General features: G+C 65.3%; 17 protein-coding genes, 2 tRNA genes and 3 rRNA genes. 16 read left to right on the plus strand and 6 right to left on the minus strand.

The features are described 5' to 3' along the window. Positions 1–160: 160 nt before the first annotated feature. Both VZQ01_RS20415 and VZQ01_RS20420 read right to left on the minus strand, forming a co-directional pair. Positions 161–1,357 carry a vWA domain-containing protein gene (locus VZQ01_RS20415; protein WP_426748739.1) on the minus strand — a complete coding sequence of 399 codons (1,197 nt, stop codon included), beginning with the start codon at positions 1,355–1,357 and terminating at the stop codon, positions 161–163. A 13-nt stretch (positions 1,358–1,370) separates the two neighbouring features. Further along, positions 1,371–2,219: an AAA family ATPase gene (locus tag VZQ01_RS20420; RefSeq protein WP_141331140.1), complete on the minus strand. Its 849-nt coding sequence runs from the start codon at positions 2,217–2,219 to the stop codon at positions 1,371–1,373. A 173-nt stretch (positions 2,220–2,392) separates the two neighbouring features. Between VZQ01_RS20420 and VZQ01_RS20425 the strand changes: the two genes are divergently transcribed. From VZQ01_RS20425 to VZQ01_RS20435, 3 genes are all read left to right on the plus strand, one after another. Continuing rightward, complete coding sequence (locus VZQ01_RS20425; RefSeq protein WP_254042161.1) at positions 2,393–2,557, plus strand: hypothetical protein; 165 nt, start codon at positions 2,393–2,395, stop codon at positions 2,555–2,557. 169 nt (positions 2,558–2,726) lie between these two features. Further along, positions 2,727–3,314, plus strand: coding sequence for a vegetative protein (locus tag VZQ01_RS20430; RefSeq protein WP_074958614.1), 588 nt, complete (start codon positions 2,727–2,729; stop codon positions 3,312–3,314). Positions 3,315–4,114: 800 nt separating this feature from the next. Continuing rightward, positions 4,115–4,639 carry a hypothetical protein gene (locus tag VZQ01_RS20435; protein WP_223751019.1) on the plus strand — a complete coding sequence of 175 codons (525 nt, stop codon included), beginning with the start codon at positions 4,115–4,117 and terminating at the stop codon, positions 4,637–4,639. 92 nt (positions 4,640–4,731) lie between these two features. Here VZQ01_RS20435 and VZQ01_RS20440 read toward each other — a convergent pair whose 3' ends face one another. Next, the gene (locus tag VZQ01_RS20440; protein ID WP_426748740.1) at positions 4,732–6,429 is read right to left on the minus strand and encodes an MASE1 domain-containing protein; all 1,698 of its coding nucleotides are present in this window, start codon (positions 6,427–6,429) and stop codon (positions 4,732–4,734) included. A gap of 507 nt (positions 6,430–6,936) precedes the next feature. Here VZQ01_RS20440 and VZQ01_RS20445 point away from each other — a divergent pair. From VZQ01_RS20445 to VZQ01_RS20465, 5 genes are all read left to right on the plus strand, one after another. Continuing rightward, the gene (locus VZQ01_RS20445) at positions 6,937–8,049 is read left to right on the plus strand and encodes a 3-oxoacyl-ACP synthase III family protein (protein WP_426748741.1); all 1,113 of its coding nucleotides are present in this window, start codon (positions 6,937–6,939) and stop codon (positions 8,047–8,049) included. A gap of 40 nt (positions 8,050–8,089) precedes the next feature. Further along, positions 8,090–8,707, plus strand: a complete 618-nt coding sequence (locus tag VZQ01_RS20450; RefSeq protein WP_370640428.1) for a DUF2378 family protein — start codon at positions 8,090–8,092, stop codon at positions 8,705–8,707. A gap of 68 nt (positions 8,708–8,775) precedes the next feature. After that, positions 8,776–9,351, plus strand: coding sequence for a hypothetical protein (locus VZQ01_RS20455; RefSeq protein WP_426748742.1), 576 nt, complete (start codon positions 8,776–8,778; stop codon positions 9,349–9,351). Positions 9,352–9,518: 167 nt separating this feature from the next. Continuing rightward, complete coding sequence (locus VZQ01_RS20460; RefSeq protein WP_223751023.1) at positions 9,519–9,989, plus strand: MarR family winged helix-turn-helix transcriptional regulator; 471 nt, start codon at positions 9,519–9,521, stop codon at positions 9,987–9,989. Beyond that, positions 9,986–10,414, plus strand: a complete 429-nt coding sequence (locus tag VZQ01_RS20465; RefSeq protein ID WP_426748743.1) for a hypothetical protein — start codon at positions 9,986–9,988, stop codon at positions 10,412–10,414. The genes VZQ01_RS20460 and VZQ01_RS20465 overlap by 4 nt, the downstream gene beginning before the upstream one ends. Before the next feature lie 53 nt (positions 10,415–10,467). Here the strand turns inward: VZQ01_RS20465 and VZQ01_RS20470 are convergent, their stop codons facing one another. Continuing rightward, positions 10,468–10,950 carry a nuclear transport factor 2 family protein gene (locus VZQ01_RS20470; RefSeq protein ID WP_141331158.1) on the minus strand — a complete coding sequence of 161 codons (483 nt, stop codon included), beginning with the start codon at positions 10,948–10,950 and terminating at the stop codon, positions 10,468–10,470. A 164-nt stretch (positions 10,951–11,114) separates the two neighbouring features. Here VZQ01_RS20470 and def point away from each other — a divergent pair, with 164 nt between their 5' ends. The 6 genes from def to rrf all read left to right on the plus strand — a co-directional run bounded on the left by def (position 11,115) and on the right by rrf (position 17,848). After that, positions 11,115–11,624 carry a peptide deformylase gene (gene def / locus VZQ01_RS20475; RefSeq protein ID WP_223751025.1) on the plus strand — a complete coding sequence of 170 codons (510 nt, stop codon included), beginning with the start codon at positions 11,115–11,117 and terminating at the stop codon, positions 11,622–11,624. Between the two features lie 742 nt (positions 11,625–12,366). Continuing rightward, positions 12,367–13,904, plus strand: a 16S ribosomal RNA gene (locus tag VZQ01_RS20480). Between the two features lie 221 nt (positions 13,905–14,125). Beyond that, positions 14,126–14,202 (plus strand) — tRNA-Ile (locus tag VZQ01_RS20485). Between the two features lie 69 nt (positions 14,203–14,271). Further along, positions 14,272–14,344 (plus strand) — tRNA-Ala (locus tag VZQ01_RS20490). Positions 14,345–14,604: 260 nt separating this feature from the next. Beyond that, positions 14,605–17,568, plus strand: a 23S ribosomal RNA gene (locus VZQ01_RS20495). A gap of 163 nt (positions 17,569–17,731) precedes the next feature. Next, a 5S ribosomal RNA gene (gene rrf / locus VZQ01_RS20500) occupies positions 17,732–17,848 on the plus strand. The 16S, 23S and 5S rRNA genes sit together here with 2 tRNA genes alongside, the layout of an rRNA operon. A gap of 117 nt (positions 17,849–17,965) precedes the next feature. Here the strand turns inward: rrf and VZQ01_RS20505 are convergent. Further along, positions 17,966–18,823, minus strand: a complete 858-nt coding sequence (locus tag VZQ01_RS20505; protein WP_426748744.1) for a zinc-binding dehydrogenase — start codon at positions 18,821–18,823, stop codon at positions 17,966–17,968. 371 nt (positions 18,824–19,194) lie between these two features. Between VZQ01_RS20505 and VZQ01_RS20510 the strand changes: the two genes are divergently transcribed. Further along, positions 19,195–19,641 carry a hypothetical protein gene (locus VZQ01_RS20510; RefSeq protein ID WP_223750791.1) on the plus strand — a complete coding sequence of 149 codons (447 nt, stop codon included), beginning with the start codon at positions 19,195–19,197 and terminating at the stop codon, positions 19,639–19,641. Positions 19,642–19,644: 3 nt separating this feature from the next. On the opposite strand, the gene VZQ01_RS20515 is transcribed toward VZQ01_RS20510, so the two are convergent. After that, positions 19,645–19,845 (minus strand): SlyX family protein, encoded by a 201-nt coding sequence (locus tag VZQ01_RS20515; protein WP_046717116.1) that lies wholly within the window; start codon positions 19,843–19,845, stop codon positions 19,645–19,647. Between the two features lie 65 nt (positions 19,846–19,910). Here VZQ01_RS20515 and VZQ01_RS20520 point away from each other — a divergent pair, with 65 nt between their 5' ends. Continuing rightward, entirely contained in the window at positions 19,911–20,210 is a 300-nt protein-coding gene (locus VZQ01_RS20520) for a hypothetical protein (RefSeq protein ID WP_223750792.1), read from the plus strand. Positions 20,211–20,213 lie beyond the last annotated feature (3 nt).

Raw genomic sequence — 20,213 nt, forward strand, 5'->3', positions numbered from 1 at the left:
TCAGCGTGGAGGGCCGTGGAAAGCCCTCTCATTGCAAGTGTGACTGTCATTGGGAGTGTCGCGCAAGAGGCAGACACTACGACCGCGGTACGATGGACTGGCATTGCTGGAACGCCAGCCCGAGGCGAAAATGACCTGACCCGAATGGGTCTGTATCCACCTACCGCCGCGCCATCGCGCCCTTCACCGTGCGTCCCCGTGTCAGGTGGGCCACGGCCTCACCCAGGCCCTCCACGGTGAGGGAGAACATGGGGAACACGCGGGCGATGGTGGCGATGGAGCCCGTGCGCCACGCGCCCATGGGCTCGGGGTTGAGCCAGACATTTCGCTCGAAGTGCTGGGCCAGCTGCATCAGCCATGTCAGCCCCTCCAGCCCGTCCGCCTTGTAGCGCCCCTCCGCGTCGGTGCGGATGCCCAGCTCGTACGGGGCCATGGAGGCATCACCCACCATGATGAGCTTGTGATGTCTTCCCACCTGCGCCACCAGCTCCGGCACCGTCATGCCGCCGGTGAGCTGCGGCGTGGCGTAGAGCTTTCCGTAGACGCAGTTGTGGAAGTAATACGTTCGCAGTTCCTTGAAGTGCGTCGCCTGGCTCGCCACGGAGAACAGCCGGCTCATCGTGGCTGCGTACGGGTCCATGGAGCCGCCCACGTCCATCGCCAGCACCACGCGCGTGTTGGGCCTGCGCGGGGGACGCGTCACCACCTCCAGCTCGCCCGCGTTGCGCGCGGTGGCGGAGATGCTCTCGTCCACGTCCAGCTCCTCGGCTGCGCCCTCGCGAGCGAACGCGCGCAGCTTGCGCAGCGCCACGGCCAGCTGCCGCGTGTCGAGCACCAGGTCATCGCGGTAGCCCGCGTACTTGCGCGCCCCCGCCTGCATCAGCGCCATGCCCTGCTTGCCACCGGCCTTGCCACCCACGCGCATGCCGCCGCGCGAGAAGCCATTGTTCCCGAACGGTGAAGTCCCGCCGGTGCCGATCCACCGGTTGCCGCCGTCGTGGCGCTCCTTCTGTTCGCGCAAGCGCTCCTCGAACAGGCGGCGAATCTCCTCCGGGTCCAGCGCCTCCAGCAGCGCCTGCTCCTCGGGCGTGAGCTGGGGTCGCTCGCGCGCGTCCTCCAGCCACTGCATCAGCTCCAGGCCCGCGGTCTCCACGCCCTGGAAGTGCGCGAGGAACGCCTGGTCGAACGCATCCAGCTGCGTCTCCGAGTGGACGAGGAGCGCGCGGCCCACGTGGTAGAAGCCGTCGAGGCTGCTGTCGTGCAGCCCCGCCTTCAGCGCGCCGGCCAGGGCGAGCGCCTCCTGCGCGCCCACCTTCACGCCTCGTCGCCGCAGCTCGTAGAAGAATGGCAGGAACATGCCGTCTCCTGGCTCAGGCGCGCGTGCGCCGGCCGCGCCCGAAGGCCTCCGCCACGGAGACCAGGTCCTGCTCCTTCTTCAGGAGCGCCCCGAGGAACGGAAGCTGCTCGTCCAGCTTCAGGTCCGTCACGCCCTGCGCCTTGAGCACGGTGATCCAGTCGATGAGCTCGCTGGTGGAGGGCCGCTTGCGCAGGCGGGAGAGGGCGCGCAGCTCGTAGAACACCTTGAGGGCCTGCTCCGCGAGCGCGGCGTCGAGCCCCGGGTGGTGCACGTCGACGATGCGGCGCATGAGGTCCGCGTCCGGGAAGTCGATGAAGTGGAACACGCACCGGCGCAGGAACGCGTCGGGCAGCTCCTTCTCGTTGTTGGACGTAATCACCACGATGGGGCGGTGCTTCGCGGCCACCTCGTCGTTGGTTTCAGTGACGCGGAAACGCATCCGGTCCAGCTCGTGGAGCAAGTCATTGGGGAACTCCAGGTCCGCCTTGTCCACCTCGTCGATGAGCAGCACCACGCGCTCGGGGGACGCGAAGGCCTCGCCCAAAGGGCCCATGCGGATGTATCGCCGGATGTCCTTCACGTCCCCGTCGCCGAAGCGCGAGTCATACAGGCGCTGCACGGTGTCGTAGATGTACAGGCCGTCCTGGGCGCGCGTGGTGCTCTTGACGTGCCAGGTGAGCAGCTTCAGTCCCAGGGCCTCGGCGATGGCCTCCGCCAGGAGGGTCTTGCCGGTGCCCGGCTCGCCCTTGACCAACAGGGGGCGCTGGAGCGTGAGGGCACAATTGACGGCGGCCTGGAGGCCCTCGTGGGTGAGGTAGGAGTCGGTGCCTCGGAAGCGGACGGGAGGAGGGGCCAAGGTCATGTTGGGCCTCCTTTAACACCCGGAGTGGCCGCGCGGGGGACCCGGGCCGCTCGCTCCCCCTCCCTCCAGGGCGGGTCAGACCCTTGGGCTAGGCTCGTTCGTATCCCCAGGAGGCCAAGGAATACGGTCCGCCGCGTTCTGGGTGGGTATCCGAGCCTGAGGAGGCACGTGTCGTGGGTCACCCGGTGGTGCTGACGGTGTTGTTGGTGTGGGCGCTCGCGTCGTTGGCGGGGGGCTGCCCCAGGGCGGGGGCCTCGCTGTTCGAGCTCCCGACGTCGGTGCGCAAGGTGGACCCGGTGACGCCGCGGCCCGAGCCGTTGACCTGCGCCCAGGGTTGAAACTGTTTCAGGGAGACGTTTCACCAGGCCCTGGAGTCGGAGGGTTTCGCTCGGAGCAGGACCTCCTGGAGGGGCCGGAGGCGGAAATCCGCTCGGAGGCGACGCTTGGCGCGTGCCGTGCAGCGGATTTCCCGCCGGGAACCCAGGACGGCGTATATCCTCCCGTCACATGTCCATTGCGAATGAGCTTGGAGAGATGTTCCGGCGCGAGTTGCAGACGCAGCTCGTGCCCTTGCAGCAGGCGGTGAGCCGGTTGGAAGAGGGCCTCGAGGCCCTGGACATGCTGCGCTCGGTGACCTTCCGGTTGGCGCCGCTGACGAGCCGCCTGGGTGCGGTCGCCGGTGTGCGGCCGGTGGCGGCGCGGCAGTCGTCGGTGTTGCCGGCGCCCGCGGCGAAGCGGGGCCGCAAGCCGGGTCGTAAGCCGGCGGCGCAGGTGGAGCTGCCGCTGGTGGCGACGAAGGGCGCGGCGACGCGGGCCCGGGTGGCGGAGGGTTCCCGCTCGTGCGCCATCATCGGGTGCAAGCGCCCCAGCCGTTCCAAGGGCTACTGCTCGGCGCACTACCAGAAGCTGCGGCTCCTGATGCGCACGGACCGTCGGCCCACCGCGTGGGTGGATGACGCGAAGCCGCAGTCGGTGCAGGACGTGAAGCTGCCGCGCGGCCGTGCGGCGAGCAAGGCGCTGCGTGAGGCCCAGCCGGCGAAGGGCAAGCGCGGTCGCAAGAAGGGCGGCAGGGGCGCGCAGGCGTCGCTGGTCTGAAGTCCCGCCGCGGACGTCTCGCGGCTCCCACACAAGTTCCCGGTGACCGGGCTCCTCGAGAGGGGAGCCTTGTTTCACGGCATCGAGCGGCTCTTCGGATGAGCCGCCATGCGAGCCGTGTGTCCCGAGCGTGCCAGCGGCAGCGAGGGCGATGAGCCCGAGCCGGGCGCCCCATATCCCGAGCGCGGAATGCGCACACGCGCCGCGGCGGGACGAGCGTGGACCGCCCCGACCTCGTCACGGCCAAGGAGGCCGGGGCAGAAGGCCGAGCCCGGGTGCCCTGAATCCCGTGCGCGGAATGCTCGCACGCGCCGCGACGGGACGAGCGTGGCGCGCCCCGACATCGTCACGGCCCGGGACGCCAGGGTGAGAAGCCCGAGCCTCGAGAGCAGGGTGAAAGGCGCGCGTCGCCCTCGCCCCAGTGGCCCCAGGTCGGCGCGAGCACGGCTGCTTCCGGGCGCACGATGTGTCGAGGTTCTCGAATCCCGCGGAGGCGCTGACTCCGGGGGGACTCCCCTCCACGTGGGCACCCCCCCGAGCCTGTCTCCACGAAACCTGAGCAGGGGCGCGCTCGCGACGGCCGCGGGGACGGTGGCGACGTGAGACCGAGGTCCTCCGGAACGGCTGCGGTCCCCGGTCCGAGCATGGAGTCCGAGGTGCGCGCTGAGGGGGGTTCAGCCGGCGAGCAGGTGCCTGGGACGCGGAGGTGGGAGGGCGTTCACCAGGCGGGCATGTGGCTGGCGGACAGGGCGATTTCGCCGCCGTTGACAGGTTGGGGGGAGGGATGGGATTCGGGCGCCATGAGTGAGCAAGGCTATCCAGTCACGGTGGCGGTGCGGCGCCCCGATGGTCGCGTGGAGCAGGTGCGCGTGGGCACGGCGTTCAGGAGCGAGGAAGGCTTCACGCTGCGGATGGGAGAGTTGTCCATCGGCTCGACGCCGGACGCGGCCTCCGCGGCGCCCCGTCGGTCTGCGCCGAGCGCGGGTGGTGGCGGCGGTGGCGGGGACGGAATGGTGTTCCCGAACTACGGCCGCAGCAAGGGCGCGCCCGTCGCGGGAGCGAGCATGCAGGACCTGGAGTTCTACGCGAATGGCGCGCGTCGTTCGCTGAACGACCCGAGCAAGTCGCGCTGGCACGACAAGGAGCGCCAGCTGCTCTCCGCCATCGAGGCGGAGATGGCGCGTCAGCAGGGCGGCGGCGGTGGCAACGAGGGCGGCGGCTATGGTGGCGGTCGCGGTGGTGGCGACAGCTACGGCGGCCGCGGTGGTGGTGGCTACCAGGACGACGTCCCGCCGCCCAACGACGACGACAACATCCCGTTCTGAGCGTCGAGCGGTCCGCACGGGTACCGTCGAGCGCGGTGCCCGTGTGAAGCAACCCAGGAGGCGTGAGGTCGACCGCCCCGAGAGCCGCACCCTCAAGCCACGGCGCGAGTCTCCCCGGCATAGGGCAACCACACGGTGAAGGTGGTGCCCTGTCCGACGGTGCTGTGGACGATGACCTCGCCGTGGTGTCCGTCGACGATGCGTCGGACGATGGCGAGCCCCAGCCCGGTGCCGCTGGCGCGCGTGGTGAAGAACGGCTCGAAGATGCGCTGTTGCAGCTCGTCCGTCATCCCATGGCCGGTGTCGGAGATGGTGAGCCGGGCGTGCGGCGTGCCCGAGCGCACATCCGTCTCGATGCGGGTGACCAGGCTGCCACCGGCGGGCATGGCCTGCACGGCGTTGGTGAACAGGTTGGTGAGCGCCACGTGGAGCAGGTGCGCGTCGAGCGCGATGGGCGGCAGGGACTCGTCCAGCTCTCGCGACACGTTGATGCCCGAGGCCCCCGAGCGCAGCGACGCCACGAGCGCGCCCTCCACCACGGGGCCGAGTGACTGGCTGCGCAGCCGGGGCTCGACGGGGCGGGTGAAGTCGAGCAGGTCATTGACGAGCAGGGCCAGCCGTTCGACCTCCTCGTCCATGATGTCCATCAGGGAGCCGGTGGGGCCGGTGGCCATCTGGGGCGTCAGGCGTCGGATGGCGGCGAGCGCGTTGGAGATGGCGCCCAGCGGATTGCGGACCTCGTGGGCCACGGTGGCGCTCAGCTCGCCGAGCGCGGCCATGCGCTCGCGTTGCACCAGGGTGGCCTGGGTGGCGGCGAGCGTCTGCAGCGACTGACGCAGCTCCTGGTTGAGGTGGCTGACCTCCTCCTGGGCGCGGCGCCGCTCGCTGAGGGCGCTGGCGAGCAGCAGTCCGGACACGCTGGCCACGGCGAGGAAGGACTGGAGGAAGGTGAGGCTGTCGTTGTGCCACGCGAACTGGGCGAACGGGCCGTTGCCCAGGGCGGTGTGCAGCAGGGACACCGAGGACATCACCGCGGCGGCCATGGTGATGCCCCGGGCCTCGAAGCGCAGCGCGGCCCACAGCAGGAAGGGGAACGTCAGGTACGTCACTGGATGGAAGGTGGCCGGAGGCGCGGCTGACGGCGGCATGCGGAACACCCAGTGGGTGGCCACGCCGAGCAGCAGCAGGAGCGCCACCAGCTCCAGTCGTCGCTGCCGGTTCCAGCCGCTGGTCCCTCGCGCGGTCCAGGTGAGCAGCAGGGGCGCGACGAGCAGCACGCCCATGGCGTTGCCCACCCAGAACACGCGCCACGCGGGCCAGAAGTCCGCGGGGGCCAGGCGCTGCGCGGACAGCAGCATGCTCATGCCCAGGCTCGCGCTGAGCAGGGTGGCGCCCAGGGCGCCCAGCCCCACCAGCCCCAGCACGTCGCGCACGCGGTCCATCGACGGGTGGAAGCGGACCACCCGGCGCAGCAGCAGCGCCCCCACCATGGCCTCCAGCAGGTTGCCCGCGGCGATGACGAAGCCGGTGGAGGTGACGGGCCCGTGTGAGGCGCCCACGGCGAAGGGCTCGACCAGGATGGCGGCCAGCACGAGCGCGGGCCACTCGCGGTGCCGGGTGAGCAGCAGCCCCGCGAGCGCCACGCCGCTGGGGGGCCACATGGCGGAGACGTGCTCGGGAGGAAACGCCAGCACCGCGCCCAGCCGTGCCCCCAGTGCATACGCGGCCGTGAAGAGCACCAGCCGGAGGACGGGCTGCCAGCGGCGGGGGAGGGACTCGAGCGAGGGCACGACCCATTCGTCGACCGGGCCTCCGCTCTGGGAGTGCGCGGTCCCGCGACGCCTTTCGGAGGCGCACACTGGCATGCTCCCACGCGCCCCGGGAAGTATCCGGGAAATCCCCGGGCCTCCGCCGGGAACCCCAGGAGGCCCTGGCGTGTCCAGTGCCATGGGTCCAAGATGTCTCGGCACTCGGAGTGCGCAATCACTCGCAACCCTGGCGTTGCTGGTCTCCGGGATGCCGCGTCGAGTGGAGTGGCGCCGCACCTGAAGTCAATGTATCGCCGGCGCTGCTTCAATTCCGCAGCAAGACGCTTCATTTCTGAAGCATCACGGTCCTCCCTATAAATCCGGTGGGTTGAGCGCGCGTGGCTCCATGAAGCTCTTCAAGAGTGAAGCGGCTTCCGGGTTGAGAGGCCGTCATTTCAAGGGCTTCGTATCTGGCGTGAATCCTGCTCGATGCAGTGGGCCAGGGAATCCCTCCCATCCGGCGTGGCTGTGAAAAAACGAGGCCATGGAATGACACCCAATGTCTGTGTCGTCGGTGCCGGAGCATTTGTTCCTTCGCGGCGGGTGAGCAACGCGCGCATCGCGAAGGCCATCCCCGGGTGGCCGGCGGAGCGCATCGAGGAGAAGCTGGGCATCCGTGAGCGGCGGTTCTTGTGGGACTTCGACGAGGCGACGGGGCGCGCGGTGCCTCCGCCGGAGGACGACGGCCACTTCTACCCCGCGACGAACACGGACATGTGCGAGGTGGCGCTGCGCAAGGCGCTCGAGAGCTCGGGCGTGGACGCGAAGCAGCTCGACGCGTTGTTCGTGGTGACGTGCACGCCGGACGCGCCGCACTTCAACCACGACGCCATGGCGGTGCACCAGCGGCTGGGGCTGCGCGAGGACGCGTTCGCGCTGCTGGTGGACGATGGCTGCGGCGGCACGACGTACGTGTTGGACCTGGTGAAGAAGATGATGGACGGGGGCCGCTTCCGCACGGTGGCGGTGGTGGCGTCGGCCTTCACCTCGCCGCTGGTGAACCGGGAAGTGTACCAGGACGAGCTGCCACCGGGCCCCGGGCGGGCGAAGACGCTGCAGGGCTATCTGTCCATGTACGTGTTCGGAGACGGGGCGGGCGCGGTGGTGCTCCAGACGAAGGAGGACGCGCCGGGAGGTGCGGGCATCCTCGCCTCGTTCTCCGGCAACGCGCATGGGGACCTGGTCATCCGCAAGGGCGGCGGGACGCTGAAGCTGCCCTACCAGCCGGGGCGCTCGCGTCCGGCGGACATGGCCTTCGTGGTGGATGGCTTCCGCGTGGCGCGCAGCTATCCGGAGTACATGCAGAAGTGCCTGGACGCGGTGTTGAGTCCCCGACCCGACCTGAAGGGTGAGGTGAAGCGGTACTACTTTCATCAACCGAACAAGCGGGTGATGGACGCGTTCGTGGCGCGCGCGGGGCTACCCGCGGGGGCGGTGGCCTGCAATGTCGACTTGTATGGCAATACGTCGGCCGCGGGGATGCTCATCCTGTTGGCGGAGGACCTGGCGTGCGGGCGGGTTCGCCTCGGAGGAGGGGACATCGTTTTGGTGGCGGCCGTTGGCGCGAACATCCACTACGGCGCGCAGCTCATTCGGCTGTAGACTTCGGGTGCCTCCTTCCCCCCCATGGAGACACCGTTTGATGGCAGACATGGCTTTGAAGTTGGACGTGCTCGAACCCCAACTCGCACGAGAGCTGGAGGAGCGCGTCTCGTTGGCGACGCGCGACGACACCGCGCGAGGACTGTTTTTCAATGGCGTACTTGGCGCGGTCAGGGTGCTCGATGGCGAGGCCGCGGTGCAGCGTTGCCTCGCCGCTGCGGGAGAAAAGAAGTACGTCGATTTCTTCAACTACCCGGTGGAGGCGTACCTGAGGCTGGCCTTCACGGCGGCGCAGGTGATGGGGCCCAAGCTGGGTGGCTTCGACGCGGCGCTGCGGCGGATGGGCGTGCAGGCGACGACGGACTTCCTGTCCTCCGCGGCGGGCAAGACGTTGCTCCTGCTGGCGTCGAACAGCCCGAAGCGCATGTTGGGCAACCTGCACTCGGGCTACAAGGCGGCGGTGAGCTACGGTGAGCGTGGCGTGACGTGGACGGGAGACACCAGTGGTGTCTTCTCCATGAAGCGCGACTTCATGACGCCGGCCTATCACGAGGGCGTGCTCCAGGCGGTCATCGAGGCCGTCGGTGGCAAGCAGGTGCGGGTGAGCGGCAAGAAGACGGGGCCGCTCGACGCTGAGTACACGCTGTCCTGGCAGTAGCCGTCCTGGCGCGCCCGGACGGGAGGGCCGGGCGCCGTTAGGAGGGTGGACTCTCGACGGAGGTGCCGATGGCGCGGTGGCACGACGCAGTGGTGGCGTTGATGTTCGCGGGTGCGTTCGAGGCGCGGGCGGAGTCGGAGGTCTTCCAGTTCCGCACGCAGGAGGACGCGACGAAGCCCGCGGATGCGGCGGCCTGCGCGGCGGCGCCGTTCGAGGCGACGGTGAAGCTGGGGGCGGGCATCTACGTGCCGCGCGCTCGCGAGCAGGATGGCAAGTGGGTGGACCTGGGGCAGAAGAGCGTGGGCACGGCCACGGCCTGTCTGCGAATCACGCCGGGCACGCCGCTGGCGCCGGGCAACCAGGTGCCGGCCCACATGCGCTTCGTCCTCCCGGAGGGGACCTTCGCGGCCACGGGCACCTGCAACGTGGTGTCGAACGACGTCCCCGTCGCGGGCCTGGTGCTCGCCGGGTGTGCGCTGAAGCTGGTGGAGATGCCCGCGGGCTACGTGGGCGGCACGGTGTCGAGCACCAGCTCGTTCAACCCGAAGAAGCTGCCGGGGTATGCGACGGGCTCGTACTACACGCTCCTCGCCTACCGGGGCCCACCGCCCAAGGCGGCGGGAGCCAAGGCCCCCACGCCCTGAGTCCTGGAGCACGGAGGATCCTCCCGCGGTGATGGCTCCCCGCGCCCGGGAGCGCCGTCCCGGCTCGAGTGCCCCGTGTACCCTCTGCGGGCCCCGGCATGGACCGGGAGGCACATTCGTTCCGATTTCGGAAATTCCGAAACCGGAATGATTGTTGCGCGAGTATCATGAAGCGGCTCAGATTCGTTCTCGAGGTGCACCGGGCCACGCATCGCATCGGCCTGTTCCTGGAGGGGGCGGCGCCGCCGCTGGGGCTCTCGCAGGGGGAGGCCCACCTGCTGGCGTACCTGTTGGAGGCGGGGGACACGTCGTTGAGCGAGCTGCACGCGGCCTTCGGCCACAAGCGCTCCACGCTGACCAGCTACATGGACCGGTTGGAGGCGAAGCGGCTGGTGAAGCGGGAGGCGCGGCCGGAGGACCGGCGCTCGTTCCAGGTCTCCCTGACGGGGCCGGGGCGGACATTGGCGACGCGGGTGCACCGGCGCCTGGAGGCCCTGGAGGCGGTGGTGCTGGGGCAGCTGGGAGAAGAGGACGTGGAGAGCTTGCGAGCGGGGCTCGAGGCCATCGCCGAGGTCGACCGGGAGGAGCACCCGTCCGAGAGCCCGAGGCGAATGCGGACGAGGACCCGGTCGACATGAGCGAGGATTGGAATCAGCTGGAGGACGCGGCCTTCGTGGCGGCGGTGGCCTCGGCCACGTATCCGGGCGAGCGGTTCGGGCACCGCGAGCACCTGAGGTTGGCCTGGAGCTGCCTGCGCGAGGAGCAGGGGTTCGACCGTGGACTCCAACAGGTGCGAGCGCTCATCCAGCGCTATGCGGCCGCGCTTGGAGCCGCGGGCAAGTACCATGAGACGCTCACCCGGGCGTGGATGGAGCTGGTCCAGGTGGCGATGGAGCTCACCCCCGAGGCCCGGTCGCTCGAGCAGCTGCTGGAGGAGAATCCGCACCTGCTGGACGCGACGCTCCTGGCGAGGCACTACCGGAAGCAGACGCTCGACTCCGCCGAGGCGAGGACGGCGTGGGTGGCGCCCGACGTCACGCCCCTGAGGCCACCGGCGGTGTGAGGCGCGCCCTGGGTCGAGCGGCGCGCCGGAGCGGGGCCGGTGAGGTGGGCTGCTCAGGGAGCGGCGGTGCCCCGCTCGCGCATGTACTTGTCGAGCGTCTTCCGGGCCTGGGCGCGGACCTGGTTTCGCAGGAGGGGCGTCCATCCGAGCACCAGTCCCGCGGGGCCGAGCGCCTGTCGTGACCAGGCCCAGAAGTCGAAGCGGTCACGGTGGCGGACAATCTTGCCGTCGCGGAACTCGAACTCCGCGTCGATGCGGTTGAGGACCTTCCGGCCGGTGGTGGAGAAGGTGTAGTTCGCATCCCAGTGGGCGCGGCCGGAGCGGTCATCGGCCTGGATGTCGCGGAAGGTGAGCTCCAGGTCCTTGCCCCGCTCGCAGAGCATGCTCCACATGGAGGTGGTGCCCGCGTGGCGCAGTCCGACGAAGACCTCATCGGTGAACTCCACATCCGGGTGGTAGCAGGCGTTCATGGCCTGGGCGTCGCGGCGCTGGAACGCCGAGTAGAAGTCGTTGAGGAGCTGAGCGTGCGGGTGCATGGCGCCGAGGTCTAGCAGACCTGGGGACCTCCGCGCTGGGAGGCGGGCCTCCGACGGGGCGGGGGCCCCGACGGATGGGGCGCTGGGGTCTGGCCAGGGTCCATCATTCCAGGGACATGCGGAATGGCGCGGCGAAGGTGGGGCGCACATGGCAGATTGCGCCCATGGCTCGCGAAATCGTTATCTGGCCCAACAAGGTCCTGACCACTCCCACGAAGCCCGTGACGGACTTCGGCCCCGCCCTCCAGACGCTCCTGGAGCAGATGGCCGAGTCCATGAAGGAAGCCGAGGGCATCGGCATCGCCGCCAACCAGGTGGGCGAGCCTCTTCGGGTGGCGCTGGTGGGGCGGGAGGACGGGACGTCCTTCGAAATCGTCAATCCCCAGGTGCTGGAGAAGAAGGAGCCCGTGAAGCTGGAGGAGGGGTGCCTCTCGGTTCCCCGGGAGTGGGAGAAGTGCCCGCGCTTCCACAAGGTCAAGGTCCGCTACCAGGACCGGACGGGGGAGTGGCACGAGCTGGAGGCGGAGGGCCGCATCGCCCACATCCTCCAGCACGAAATCGACCACCTGGATGGCCACGTCTTCGTGGACCACCTGTCCTCGCTCAAGCGCACCCTCATCCTGGACAAGATGAAGAAGCTCCAAAAGTCGAAGGCCCGTCAGAAGGAGAGCTGACCCGTCGAGGGGCAGCCGGAGCGACGAGCCGGACGATTCGGGGATGGGGCGCAAGGGCCTCCCGGGTTCCCCCAATAGACCGGGCCGGAAAATCCGCCGGGTGGATCATCCGGTATTTGACGGACGGGATGTGACGAGGTAGTAACTGGACCCCTGCTCGTCGCCCTGGCGCTCCGGCCCCGGGGAAACGAACAACGGGGGAAGAAAAAGGTCGACGAAGGTTGTTGACCTGGAACGCGGTGGTGATAGAAGCCGCGCCCCTCGACGAACCGGTGAACGCAGCAGCCCACCGGGACGGACGAAAAGAATCAAACGGATCTGACCAAATAGGTTGATCCGGGACGCGGCGAAGAGGTAGAAGCCGCGCCCCTCCGGAAGAAAGCAGCGGAAGCCACTGGGCGGCGCTGAGGACTTCGGGAGAGCAGCAAAGAAGAAAGCTGAAACTGGGTGGTTGACAGCGGATGCGAAGATGAAATAGAAGGGGCGCCCCGCTGACGCCGGAAAGAAGTCGAAGGCGGACGCAGGGTAGCAAGAAGTCGCGGTGGAAACAAGCGACTCGGTCTTTGAAAACCAAATAGCAAGCCCAAGAAGAAGAGAAGGATTGCGGAAACCGCAGTCAATCTTTGAGAAGGCCCCAGTCAGGGAGTGCTGAGAAGCGCATACCGGCAGGGCCTCGTAGTGAATCAGCGAGTTGAGGTTCCTTAGCCGGGCCTCAGCTGACGCCGGTTCAACCTTCAAAATAAAATTGGAGAGTTTGATCCTGGCTCAGAACGAACGCTGGCGGCGTGCCTAACACATGCAAGTCGAGCGCGAATAGGGGCAACCCTTAGTAGAGCGGCGCACGGGTGCGTAACACGTGGATAATCTGCCTGGATGCTCGGGATAACCAGTCGAAAGATTGGCTAATACCGGATAAGCCCACGGTTTCTTCGGAGACTGAGGGAAAAGGTGGCCTCTGTATACAAGCTATCACAACCAGATGAGTCCGCGGCCCATCAGCTAGTTGGCGGGGTAATGGCCCACCAAGGCGACGACGGGTAGCTGGTCTGAGAGGACGATCAGCCACACTGGAACTGAGACACGGTCCAGACTCCTACGGGAGGCAGCAGTGGGGAATTTTGCGCAATGGGCGAAAGCCTGACGCAGCAACGCCGCGTGTGTGATGAAGGTCTTCGGATTGTAAAGCACTTTCGACCGGGACGAAAACCCGTAGCCCAACACGCTACGGCTTGACGGTACCGGGAGAAGAAGCACCGGCTAACTCTGTGCCAGCAGCCGCGGTAATACAGAGGGTGCAAGCGTTGTTCGGAATTATTGGGCGTAAAGCGCGTGTAGGCGGCGTGACAAGTCGGGTGTGAAAGCCCTCAGCTCAACTGAGGAAGTGCGCCCGAAACTGTCGTGCTTGAGTGCCGGAGAGGGTGGCGGAATTCCCCAAGTAGAGGTGAAATTCGTAGATATGGGGAGGAACACCGGTGGCGAAGGCGGCCACCTGGACGGTAACTGACGCTGAGACGCGAAAGCGTGGGGAGCAAACAGGATTAGATACCCTGGTAGTCCACGCCGTAAACGATGAGAACTAGGTGTCGTGGGAGTTGACCCCCGCGGTGCCGTAGCTAACGCATTAAGTTCTCCGCCTGGGAAGTACGGTCGCAAGACTAAAACTCAAAGGAATTGACGGGGGCCCGCACAAGCGGTGGAGCATGTGGTTTAATTCGACGCAACGCGCAGAACCTTACCTGGTCTTGACATCCTCGGAATCTCTCAGAGATGAGGGAGTGCCCGCAAGGGAACCGAGAGACAGGTGCTGCATGGCTGTCGTCAGCTCGTGTCGTGAGATGTTGGGTTAAGTCCCGCAACGAGCGCAACCCTCGCCTTTAGTTGCCACGCAAGTGGATCTCTAGAGGGACTGCCGGTGTTAAACCGGAGGAAGGTGGGGATGACGTCAAGTCCTCATGGCCTTTATGACCAGGGCTACACACGTGCTACAATGGCCGGTACAGAGCGTTGCCAACCCGCGAGGGGGAGCTAATCGCATAAAACCGGTCTCAGTTCAGATTGGAGTCTGCAACTCGACTCCATGAAGGCGGAATCGCTAGTAATCGCAGATCAGCACGCTGCGGTGAATACGTTCCCGGGCCTTGTACACACCGCCCGTCACACCATGGGAGTCGATTGCTCCAGAAGTCATCTCACCAAGAGATGCCCAAGGAGTGGTCGGTAACTGGGGTGAAGTCGTAACAAGGTAGCCGTAGGGGAACCTGCGGCTGGATCACCTCCTTTCTAAGGAGACCGGGCATCGGACACGCACTTCGGTGCGAGTAGGCGATGCCAGCAGCCTTCGGGCTGCGTCAGGTCGACCAGGTCAACGTTTCCGAGTCCAATCCGACTCGACTTCTTCGGGCTTGCTGTTTGGTTTTGAAGGACTGAGTGCGCGGGAAACCGCGGCACCAGCTCTTTGAGAATGAAGGACGCTGTAGGAAGAATCGACGCGGTAGCTCCCTGGGCCTATAGCTCAGCTGGCTAGAGCGCGCGCCTGATAAGCGCGAGGTCGGTGGTTCAAGTCCACCTAGGCCCACCACTTCCTCGAGACGTAAGTCGAGAGGGGCAAGTGGTGACGCACCCAGCATGGTAGGATGGCCTGGTTTAAGGGGCTGTAGCTCAGTTGGGAGAGCGCCAGCTTTGCAAGCTGGATGTCGTCGGTTCGATTCCGATCAGCTCCACTACGATTTTCCCTGCAGTTCGAGTGGGAAGCGTTCTTTGACAAGTGCATACGAAGGGTAAGTTGCAATTTCTGCTGAGTAACAAGTTCTCGCAGAAAGCACTGCCGAAGCCGTCGCCGGGAGGCGAGGTGAGAGGCGGTGTTTCTACAAGCGAATTAGAAGTGAATCTTCCGGGCCTGCTGCGAAGAGCAGGGGTCTGGGCCTTGGTTTCGAGTTTCGACAATCCGCCGGGAGGCGGGCGTTGGACAAGAGATTAGGGCAAGTAAGCTACTAAGGGCGTGCGGTGGATGCCTAGGTGCCAAGAGGCGATGAAGGACGCGGGTGGCTGCGAAAAGCTTCGGGGAGCTGTCAACCAAGCGTTGATCCGGAGATGTCCGAATGGGGAAACCCAGCACTGCGAATAGCGGTGTTACCTCCTACTGAATACATAGGTAGGAAGGAGCTAACCAGGGGAAGTGAAACATCTCAGTACCCTGAGGAAGAGAAAACAATGAGTGATTCCCAAAGTAGTGGCGAGCGAAATGGGAGAAGCCCAAACCGAAGTCACGAAAGTGGCGTCGGGGTAGCGGGTCCACGGTAGGACTTTGACTGGCTAGCGGAAGCCTCTGGAAAGGGGCACCAAAGAGCGTGATAGTCGCGTACGCGAAAGCTGGTTGGAGCTGAGTGGGTTACCCAAGTAAGGCGGGACACGTGCAATCCTGCCTGAATCAGCCGGGACCATCCGGTAAGGCTAAATACTCCTTGGCGACCGATAGTGAACAAGTACCGCGAGGGAAAGGTGAAAAGAACCCCGGCAAGGGGAGTCAAAAGAACCTGAAACCGCATGTCTACAAGCAGTTCGAGCTCTACGGCGCAAGCCAGAGCGAGAGCGTACCTTTTGCATCATGATTCGGCGACTTAATATACGTAGCGAGGCTAAGCCGATAGGTGGAGCCGGAGCGAAAGCGAGTCCTAAAAGGGCGAATTAGTTGCGTGTATTATAACCCGAAGCGGGGTGATCTACACATGGCCAGGTTGAAGTGCGGGTAACACCGCATGGAGGACCGAACTCATGAAAGTTGAAAATTTCTGGGATGAGCTGTGTGTAGGGGTGAAAGGCCAATCAAACTCCGTGATAGCTGGTTCTCCCCGAAAGATATTTAGGTATCGGCTCGGGCAATTCAATACTGGAGGTAGAGCACTGGAACGGCTAGGGGTCTCACCAGATTACCAAACCGTACCAAACTCCGAATGCCAGTAATTGTTAGCCCGGGACGCAGTCAGTGGGTGATAACGTCCATTGGCAAGAGGGGAATAACCCAGACCGACAGCTAAGGCCCCCAAATCTAGTCTAAGTGAACACTAGAAAGGATGTGGCAGGTCATTGACAACCAGGAGGTTGGCTTAGAAGCAGCCATCCTTTAAAGAAAGCGTAATAGCTCACTGGTCAAGACAGGCCGCGCCGAAAATGTAACGGGGCTCAAGACTAGTGCCGAAGCTTCGGGTCATACGTAAAGCGTATGGCGGTAGGGGAGCGTTCCAACTGCAGCGAAGGCCGACCGAAAGGGCGACTGGAGCGGTTGGGAGTGCTGATGCCGAAATGAGTAGCGATAAAGGGGGTGAGAAACCCCCTCGCCGTAAACCCAAGGTTTCCTGGGTCAAGTTAATCTTCCCAGGGTTAGCCGGAACCTAAGTCGAGGCCGAAAGGCGTAGATGATGGAAAGCGGGTTAATATTCCCGCGCCATCTTGCAAGCGTTGAACTAAGGGAGGACGGAGAAAGCTAGACGAGCTGACCGGCGGTTGTGTCAGTCTAAAGGCGTAGGGGTGTCGCGTACGAATAAAGGCGCGGCAGCTATCCTCGAGACCTTATGGCGCCCCGTAAGGGGTAAGTCGTCGATGCTCTGCTTCCAAGAAAAGTCCCGTAGGGAGCTTGCAGGGTGTCCGTACCGTAAACCGACACAGGTGGGTGAGGAGAAAATCCTAAGGCGCTTGAGAGAACTCTCCTCCAAGGAACTAGGCAAATTTCCACCGTAACTTCGGAAGAAGGTGGGCCTCTGGTAGGTGAAGGCGTACAGCTGGAGCCGAGAGAGGTTGCAGAGAAATGGCGGTAGCGACTGTTTACCAAAAACACAGGACTCTGCGAAGGCGACAAGCCGACGTATAGGGTCTGACTCCTGCCCGGTGCTGGAAGGTTAAGGGGATTCGTCAGCCGCAAGGCGAAGCGATGATCCGAAGCCCCAGTAAACGGCGGCCGTAACTATAACGGTCCTAAGGTAGCGAAATTCCTTGTCGGGTAAGTTCCGACCTGCACGAATGGAGTAACGACTTCCGCGCTGTCTCGGAGAGGGACTCAGCGAAATTGAAATAGCTGTGCCGATGCAGTTTACCCGCAGCAAGACGGAAAGACCCCGTGAACCTTTACTATAACTTGACAGTGACACTAGGGATTGACTGTGTAGGATAGGTGGGAGCCTTTGAAGCCGGGCCGCTAGGTTCGGTGGAGGCAACGGTGAAATACCACCCTGTTGATTTCTGGTGTCTAACCATGTCCCGTTAGCCGGGATTGGGACACTGTCTGGTGGGTAGTTTGACTGGGGCGGTCGCCTCCCAAAGAGTAACGGAGGCGCGCGATGGTTCCCTCAGCCCGATTGGAAACCGGGCGGCGAGTGCAATGGCATAAGGGAGCTTGACTGCGAGACGGACACGTCGAGCAGGTGCGAAAGCAGGTCATAGTGATCCGGTGGTCCTGAATGGAAGGGCCATCGCTCAACGGATAAAAGGTACTCCGGGGATAACAGGCTTATCTCCCCCAAGAGTTCACATCGACGGGGAGGTTTGGCACCTCGATGTCGGCTCATCGCATCCTGGGGCTGGAGCAGGTCCCAAGGGTTTGGCTGTTCGCCAATTAAAGCGGTACGCGAGCTGGGTTCAAAACGTCGTGAGACAGTTTGGTCCCTATCTGCTGTGGGCGTAGGATACTTGAGAGGCTCTGACCTTAGTACGAGAGGACCGGGTTGGAGGCACCGCTGGTGTACCAGTTGTCTCGCCAGAGGCATCGCTGGGTAGCCATGTGCCGATTGGATAACCGCTGAAAGCATCTAAGCGGGAAACCGACCTCAAGACCAGGTATCCCGGGCGCAAGCCCCTGAAGACCCGTCGAAGACTACGACGTTGATAGGCTGGGTGTGTAAGCGCGGTAACGCGTTGAGCTAACCAGTACTAATTGGTCGAGCGGCTTACTTCCCCCTATCTCTTGCGCGCCCCCTCGAGGGGAGTAAGGGACTCGGGGCCAAGGCCGAGGCTTGAATGCATTCGCATTCACCCGGAAGAAACTTCTTTAAAGCACAGCGAGGCTTGATACTCGCAGAATGCTGCAACTTACCCTTCGTATGCACTGTCTCTTGTTTTCCGGTGGCAATGTCGGAGGGGTCACACCCGTTCCCATCCCGAACACGGAAGTTAAGCCCTCCAGAGCCGATGGTACTCCGCGGGAAACCGCGTGGGAGAGTAGGTCGCTGCCGGATTCTTTTTGAGAAGCCCTCGTCGCCTCGTGCGACGGGGGCTTTTCTTTTTTCCAGCTCCCATCGCTGAACACATATCAAACCCCCAGCGAAGTTCGCGCTGAGGGTCCGAGGTATGGCTCAGGCAACTCGGAGCACGACCTTGCCCACGGTAGCGCGGGACTCCAGTTGCCGGTGGGCTTGGGTGGCGTCTTCCAGCCCGACCACCAACCCCAGCTTCACCCGAAGCCGTCGGGCCGCGAGGGCCTGACCCAATGCCTCTCGCGCCTGGCGCTGCAGGGCGGCCGGGTGCGGGGTGCGCAACCAGTACGCGCTGACCTTCAGCGACTTCGCGTAGAGCGCCTCCACCTCGAATGCCGGCGGAGGACCACTGGCGTTCCCGTACGCCACCAGGTGGCCGAAGGGCGCGAGCGACTCGAGGCTGCTCGCCCAGGTGCTGGCGCCCACCGAGTCCAGCACCAGCTCCACTCCGCTGCCTCCCGTCACCTGCTTCACCCAATCCGAGACTGACGCCGAGCCTCCGTACACGAAGACCTCGTCGGCGCCTGCCTCTCGCGCCAGTGCGGCTTTGTCCGTGTTCGACACGGTCCCCAGCACCACGGCTCCCAAGGTCTTGGCGAGCTGGATGGCGAGAAGACCCACGCCTCCCGCCGCGGCGTGGATGAGGACCCGGTGACCTTGCTGCACCTGCGCTGACGTGAAGAGGAGATGCCAGGCCGTGAGGCCCTGCACGAGGAGCCCCGCTGCCTCCTCGAAGGAGACGTGCTCGGGAAGCTCCAGGAGCTCATCCACCGAAGTCGTCGCCAACTCCGCATAGCTCTGCTGCGCGAGGGCCACCACTCGCTTGCCGACCCATCGTGAGTCGACACCCTCGCCGACCTGGTCCACGACCCCCGCGGCCTCGCTTCCGAGGATTCGTGGGAGCGGGGCCGTGGCGTCGTAGAGGCCTCGACGGCGTTCCGTGTCCGCGAAGTTCACGCCCGCAGCCCTCACCCGGATTCGCGCCTGGCCAGGACCCGCGGTCGGGTCTGATACCTCTTCCAGCCGCAACACGTCCGGACCGCCTATCTCGTGGTAGCGAATCGCTCTCATCCCCGCGTCGTAACGACGAGGTGACTTCGTCGCCGCTGCTCGCTCGCGAGGATTCGCGCGACGCCGAGGTGCTCCTGCTCTCGCACTGGTCCCTGACAGAGGGCCGACTGGGTCCGCTCCGGCTGTCGCTGTTCCGCTGTTGTTGACCCATGGACGTGAAAAAGTGGGGGAACGAAGCGGGAACGCCTCGTGTGACTGGCCTCGGTCCACCGGGCTTGCTTGAGTGGCGCTCCCCCCACGCAAGAGGAGCCTCCTGAATGAAGCTGCTTCGTCCCTCGCTTGGTGTCCTGCTCGCGGCCGGTTTCTTCGTCGCGCCCATGCGCTCCGATGCCGCCACGGTCCGCGTCGGGCTCGGGGCAGACTATTGGATTGATCAAAGCGCGGCCTTCAGCTTCCTGCTGGGCGTGGAAGGCCGGCTCGCGGGGCCTCTCTCGGTGGGCGCTCGCTTCGGCGCCTCGCTCATCACCGATGGCAACGACGTGGGAATCCCCCTGGATGTCGTCCTCCGCGCGAACATCGCCAGCGCGGGGGTCTACGTCGAAGGACTCGTGGGGCCCTGGATTGTCATGGGCCGTGGCGATGCGCTTCGCGCGCATGCCGCCTTCGGCTTCGGCCTGCAGGGCAAGGCCGCGAGCATCGGCGTGGAGGTGGGCTACCTGGACCCCGACCCCGTCATCGGTCTGCGCCTGGGCTACAAGTTCTGAGGCTCAGTAGTGCGGTGGACGCTCTTGCTGACGGGCGTCCACCAGCCCGGGCTCGGCCTCCAGCTTCTTCTTCAGGAGGTCCAGCTCCACGCGCAGCGCCTCGATGACCCGCTGCTGCTGATAGAGCACGTCGCTCAGCTCCTGCAGCGTCTCCTGCTGCTGCATGTAGCGAAGCTCCAGCTCGGTGATGCGCGACTCGTCCATGGGGCCTACCCTTACCTCGGAGTGGCCCCCGTCGTCCCTCCCTCGCAGCTCCCCGGCGTCCTGCCATGAACGTCCAGGAACACCTCCAACGTGCGCGCGAGCTCCTCGCCCGGGGCCAGCCCGAGCTGGCCGAGTCCGCGCTCAGTGACGCCATCGACGCCTCCGTCGCCCAGGAGGACCTGGTGCTCCTCACCCGGGCCCGCTTCGCCCTAGGAGAGCTGCTCTTCCAGCAGGAGCGCGATGACGAGGCCCTGCCCTACCTCCTCGCCGTCGTGCGGACCGAGCGTGTCGATGGCTCGGTGGACCACGAGGTCAAGGCCTCCGCGCGCATGCTCCGGCAGATTCGAGGCATCGAGCCTCGCTGAGCC

It is taken from the genome of Myxococcus faecalis, assembly GCF_050039385.1.
In the GTDB taxonomy this organism is placed as follows: Bacteria; Myxococcota; Myxococcia; order Myxococcales; family Myxococcaceae; genus Myxococcus; species Myxococcus fulvus.

Excerpts from the sequence above, each read along its gene's own strand:
- VZQ01_RS20445 (WP_426748741.1), top strand. The coding sequence starts at position 6,937 with ATGACACCCAATGTCTGTGTCGTCGGTGCCGGAGCATTTGTTCCTTCG.
- VZQ01_RS20520 (WP_223750792.1), top strand. The coding sequence starts at position 19,911 with ATGAACGTCCAGGAACACCTCCAACGTGCGCGCGAGCTCCTCGCCCGG.
- VZQ01_RS20435 (WP_223751019.1), top strand. The coding sequence starts at position 4,115 with ATGAGTGAGCAAGGCTATCCAGTCACGGTGGCGGTGCGGCGCCCCGAT.
- VZQ01_RS20420 (WP_141331140.1), bottom strand. The coding sequence starts at position 2,219 with ATGACCTTGGCCCCTCCTCCCGTCCGCTTCCGAGGCACCGACTCCTAC.
- VZQ01_RS20465 (WP_426748743.1), top strand. The coding sequence starts at position 9,986 with ATGAGCGAGGATTGGAATCAGCTGGAGGACGCGGCCTTCGTGGCGGCG.
- VZQ01_RS20455 (WP_426748742.1), top strand. The coding sequence starts at position 8,776 with ATGGCGCGGTGGCACGACGCAGTGGTGGCGTTGATGTTCGCGGGTGCG.
- VZQ01_RS20470 (WP_141331158.1), bottom strand. The coding sequence starts at position 10,950 with ATGCACCCGCACGCTCAGCTCCTCAACGACTTCTACTCGGCGTTCCAG.
- VZQ01_RS20510 (WP_223750791.1), top strand. The coding sequence starts at position 19,195 with ATGAAGCTGCTTCGTCCCTCGCTTGGTGTCCTGCTCGCGGCCGGTTTC.
- def (WP_223751025.1), top strand. The coding sequence starts at position 11,115 with ATGGCTCGCGAAATCGTTATCTGGCCCAACAAGGTCCTGACCACTCCC.
- VZQ01_RS20430 (WP_074958614.1), top strand. The coding sequence starts at position 2,727 with ATGTCCATTGCGAATGAGCTTGGAGAGATGTTCCGGCGCGAGTTGCAG.
- VZQ01_RS20515 (WP_046717116.1), bottom strand. The coding sequence starts at position 19,845 with ATGGACGAGTCGCGCATCACCGAGCTGGAGCTTCGCTACATGCAGCAG.
- VZQ01_RS20460 (WP_223751023.1), top strand. The coding sequence starts at position 9,519 with ATGAAGCGGCTCAGATTCGTTCTCGAGGTGCACCGGGCCACGCATCGC.
- VZQ01_RS20415 (WP_426748739.1), bottom strand. The coding sequence starts at position 1,357 with ATGTTCCTGCCATTCTTCTACGAGCTGCGGCGACGAGGCGTGAAGGTG.
- VZQ01_RS20450 (WP_370640428.1), top strand. The coding sequence starts at position 8,090 with ATGGCAGACATGGCTTTGAAGTTGGACGTGCTCGAACCCCAACTCGCA.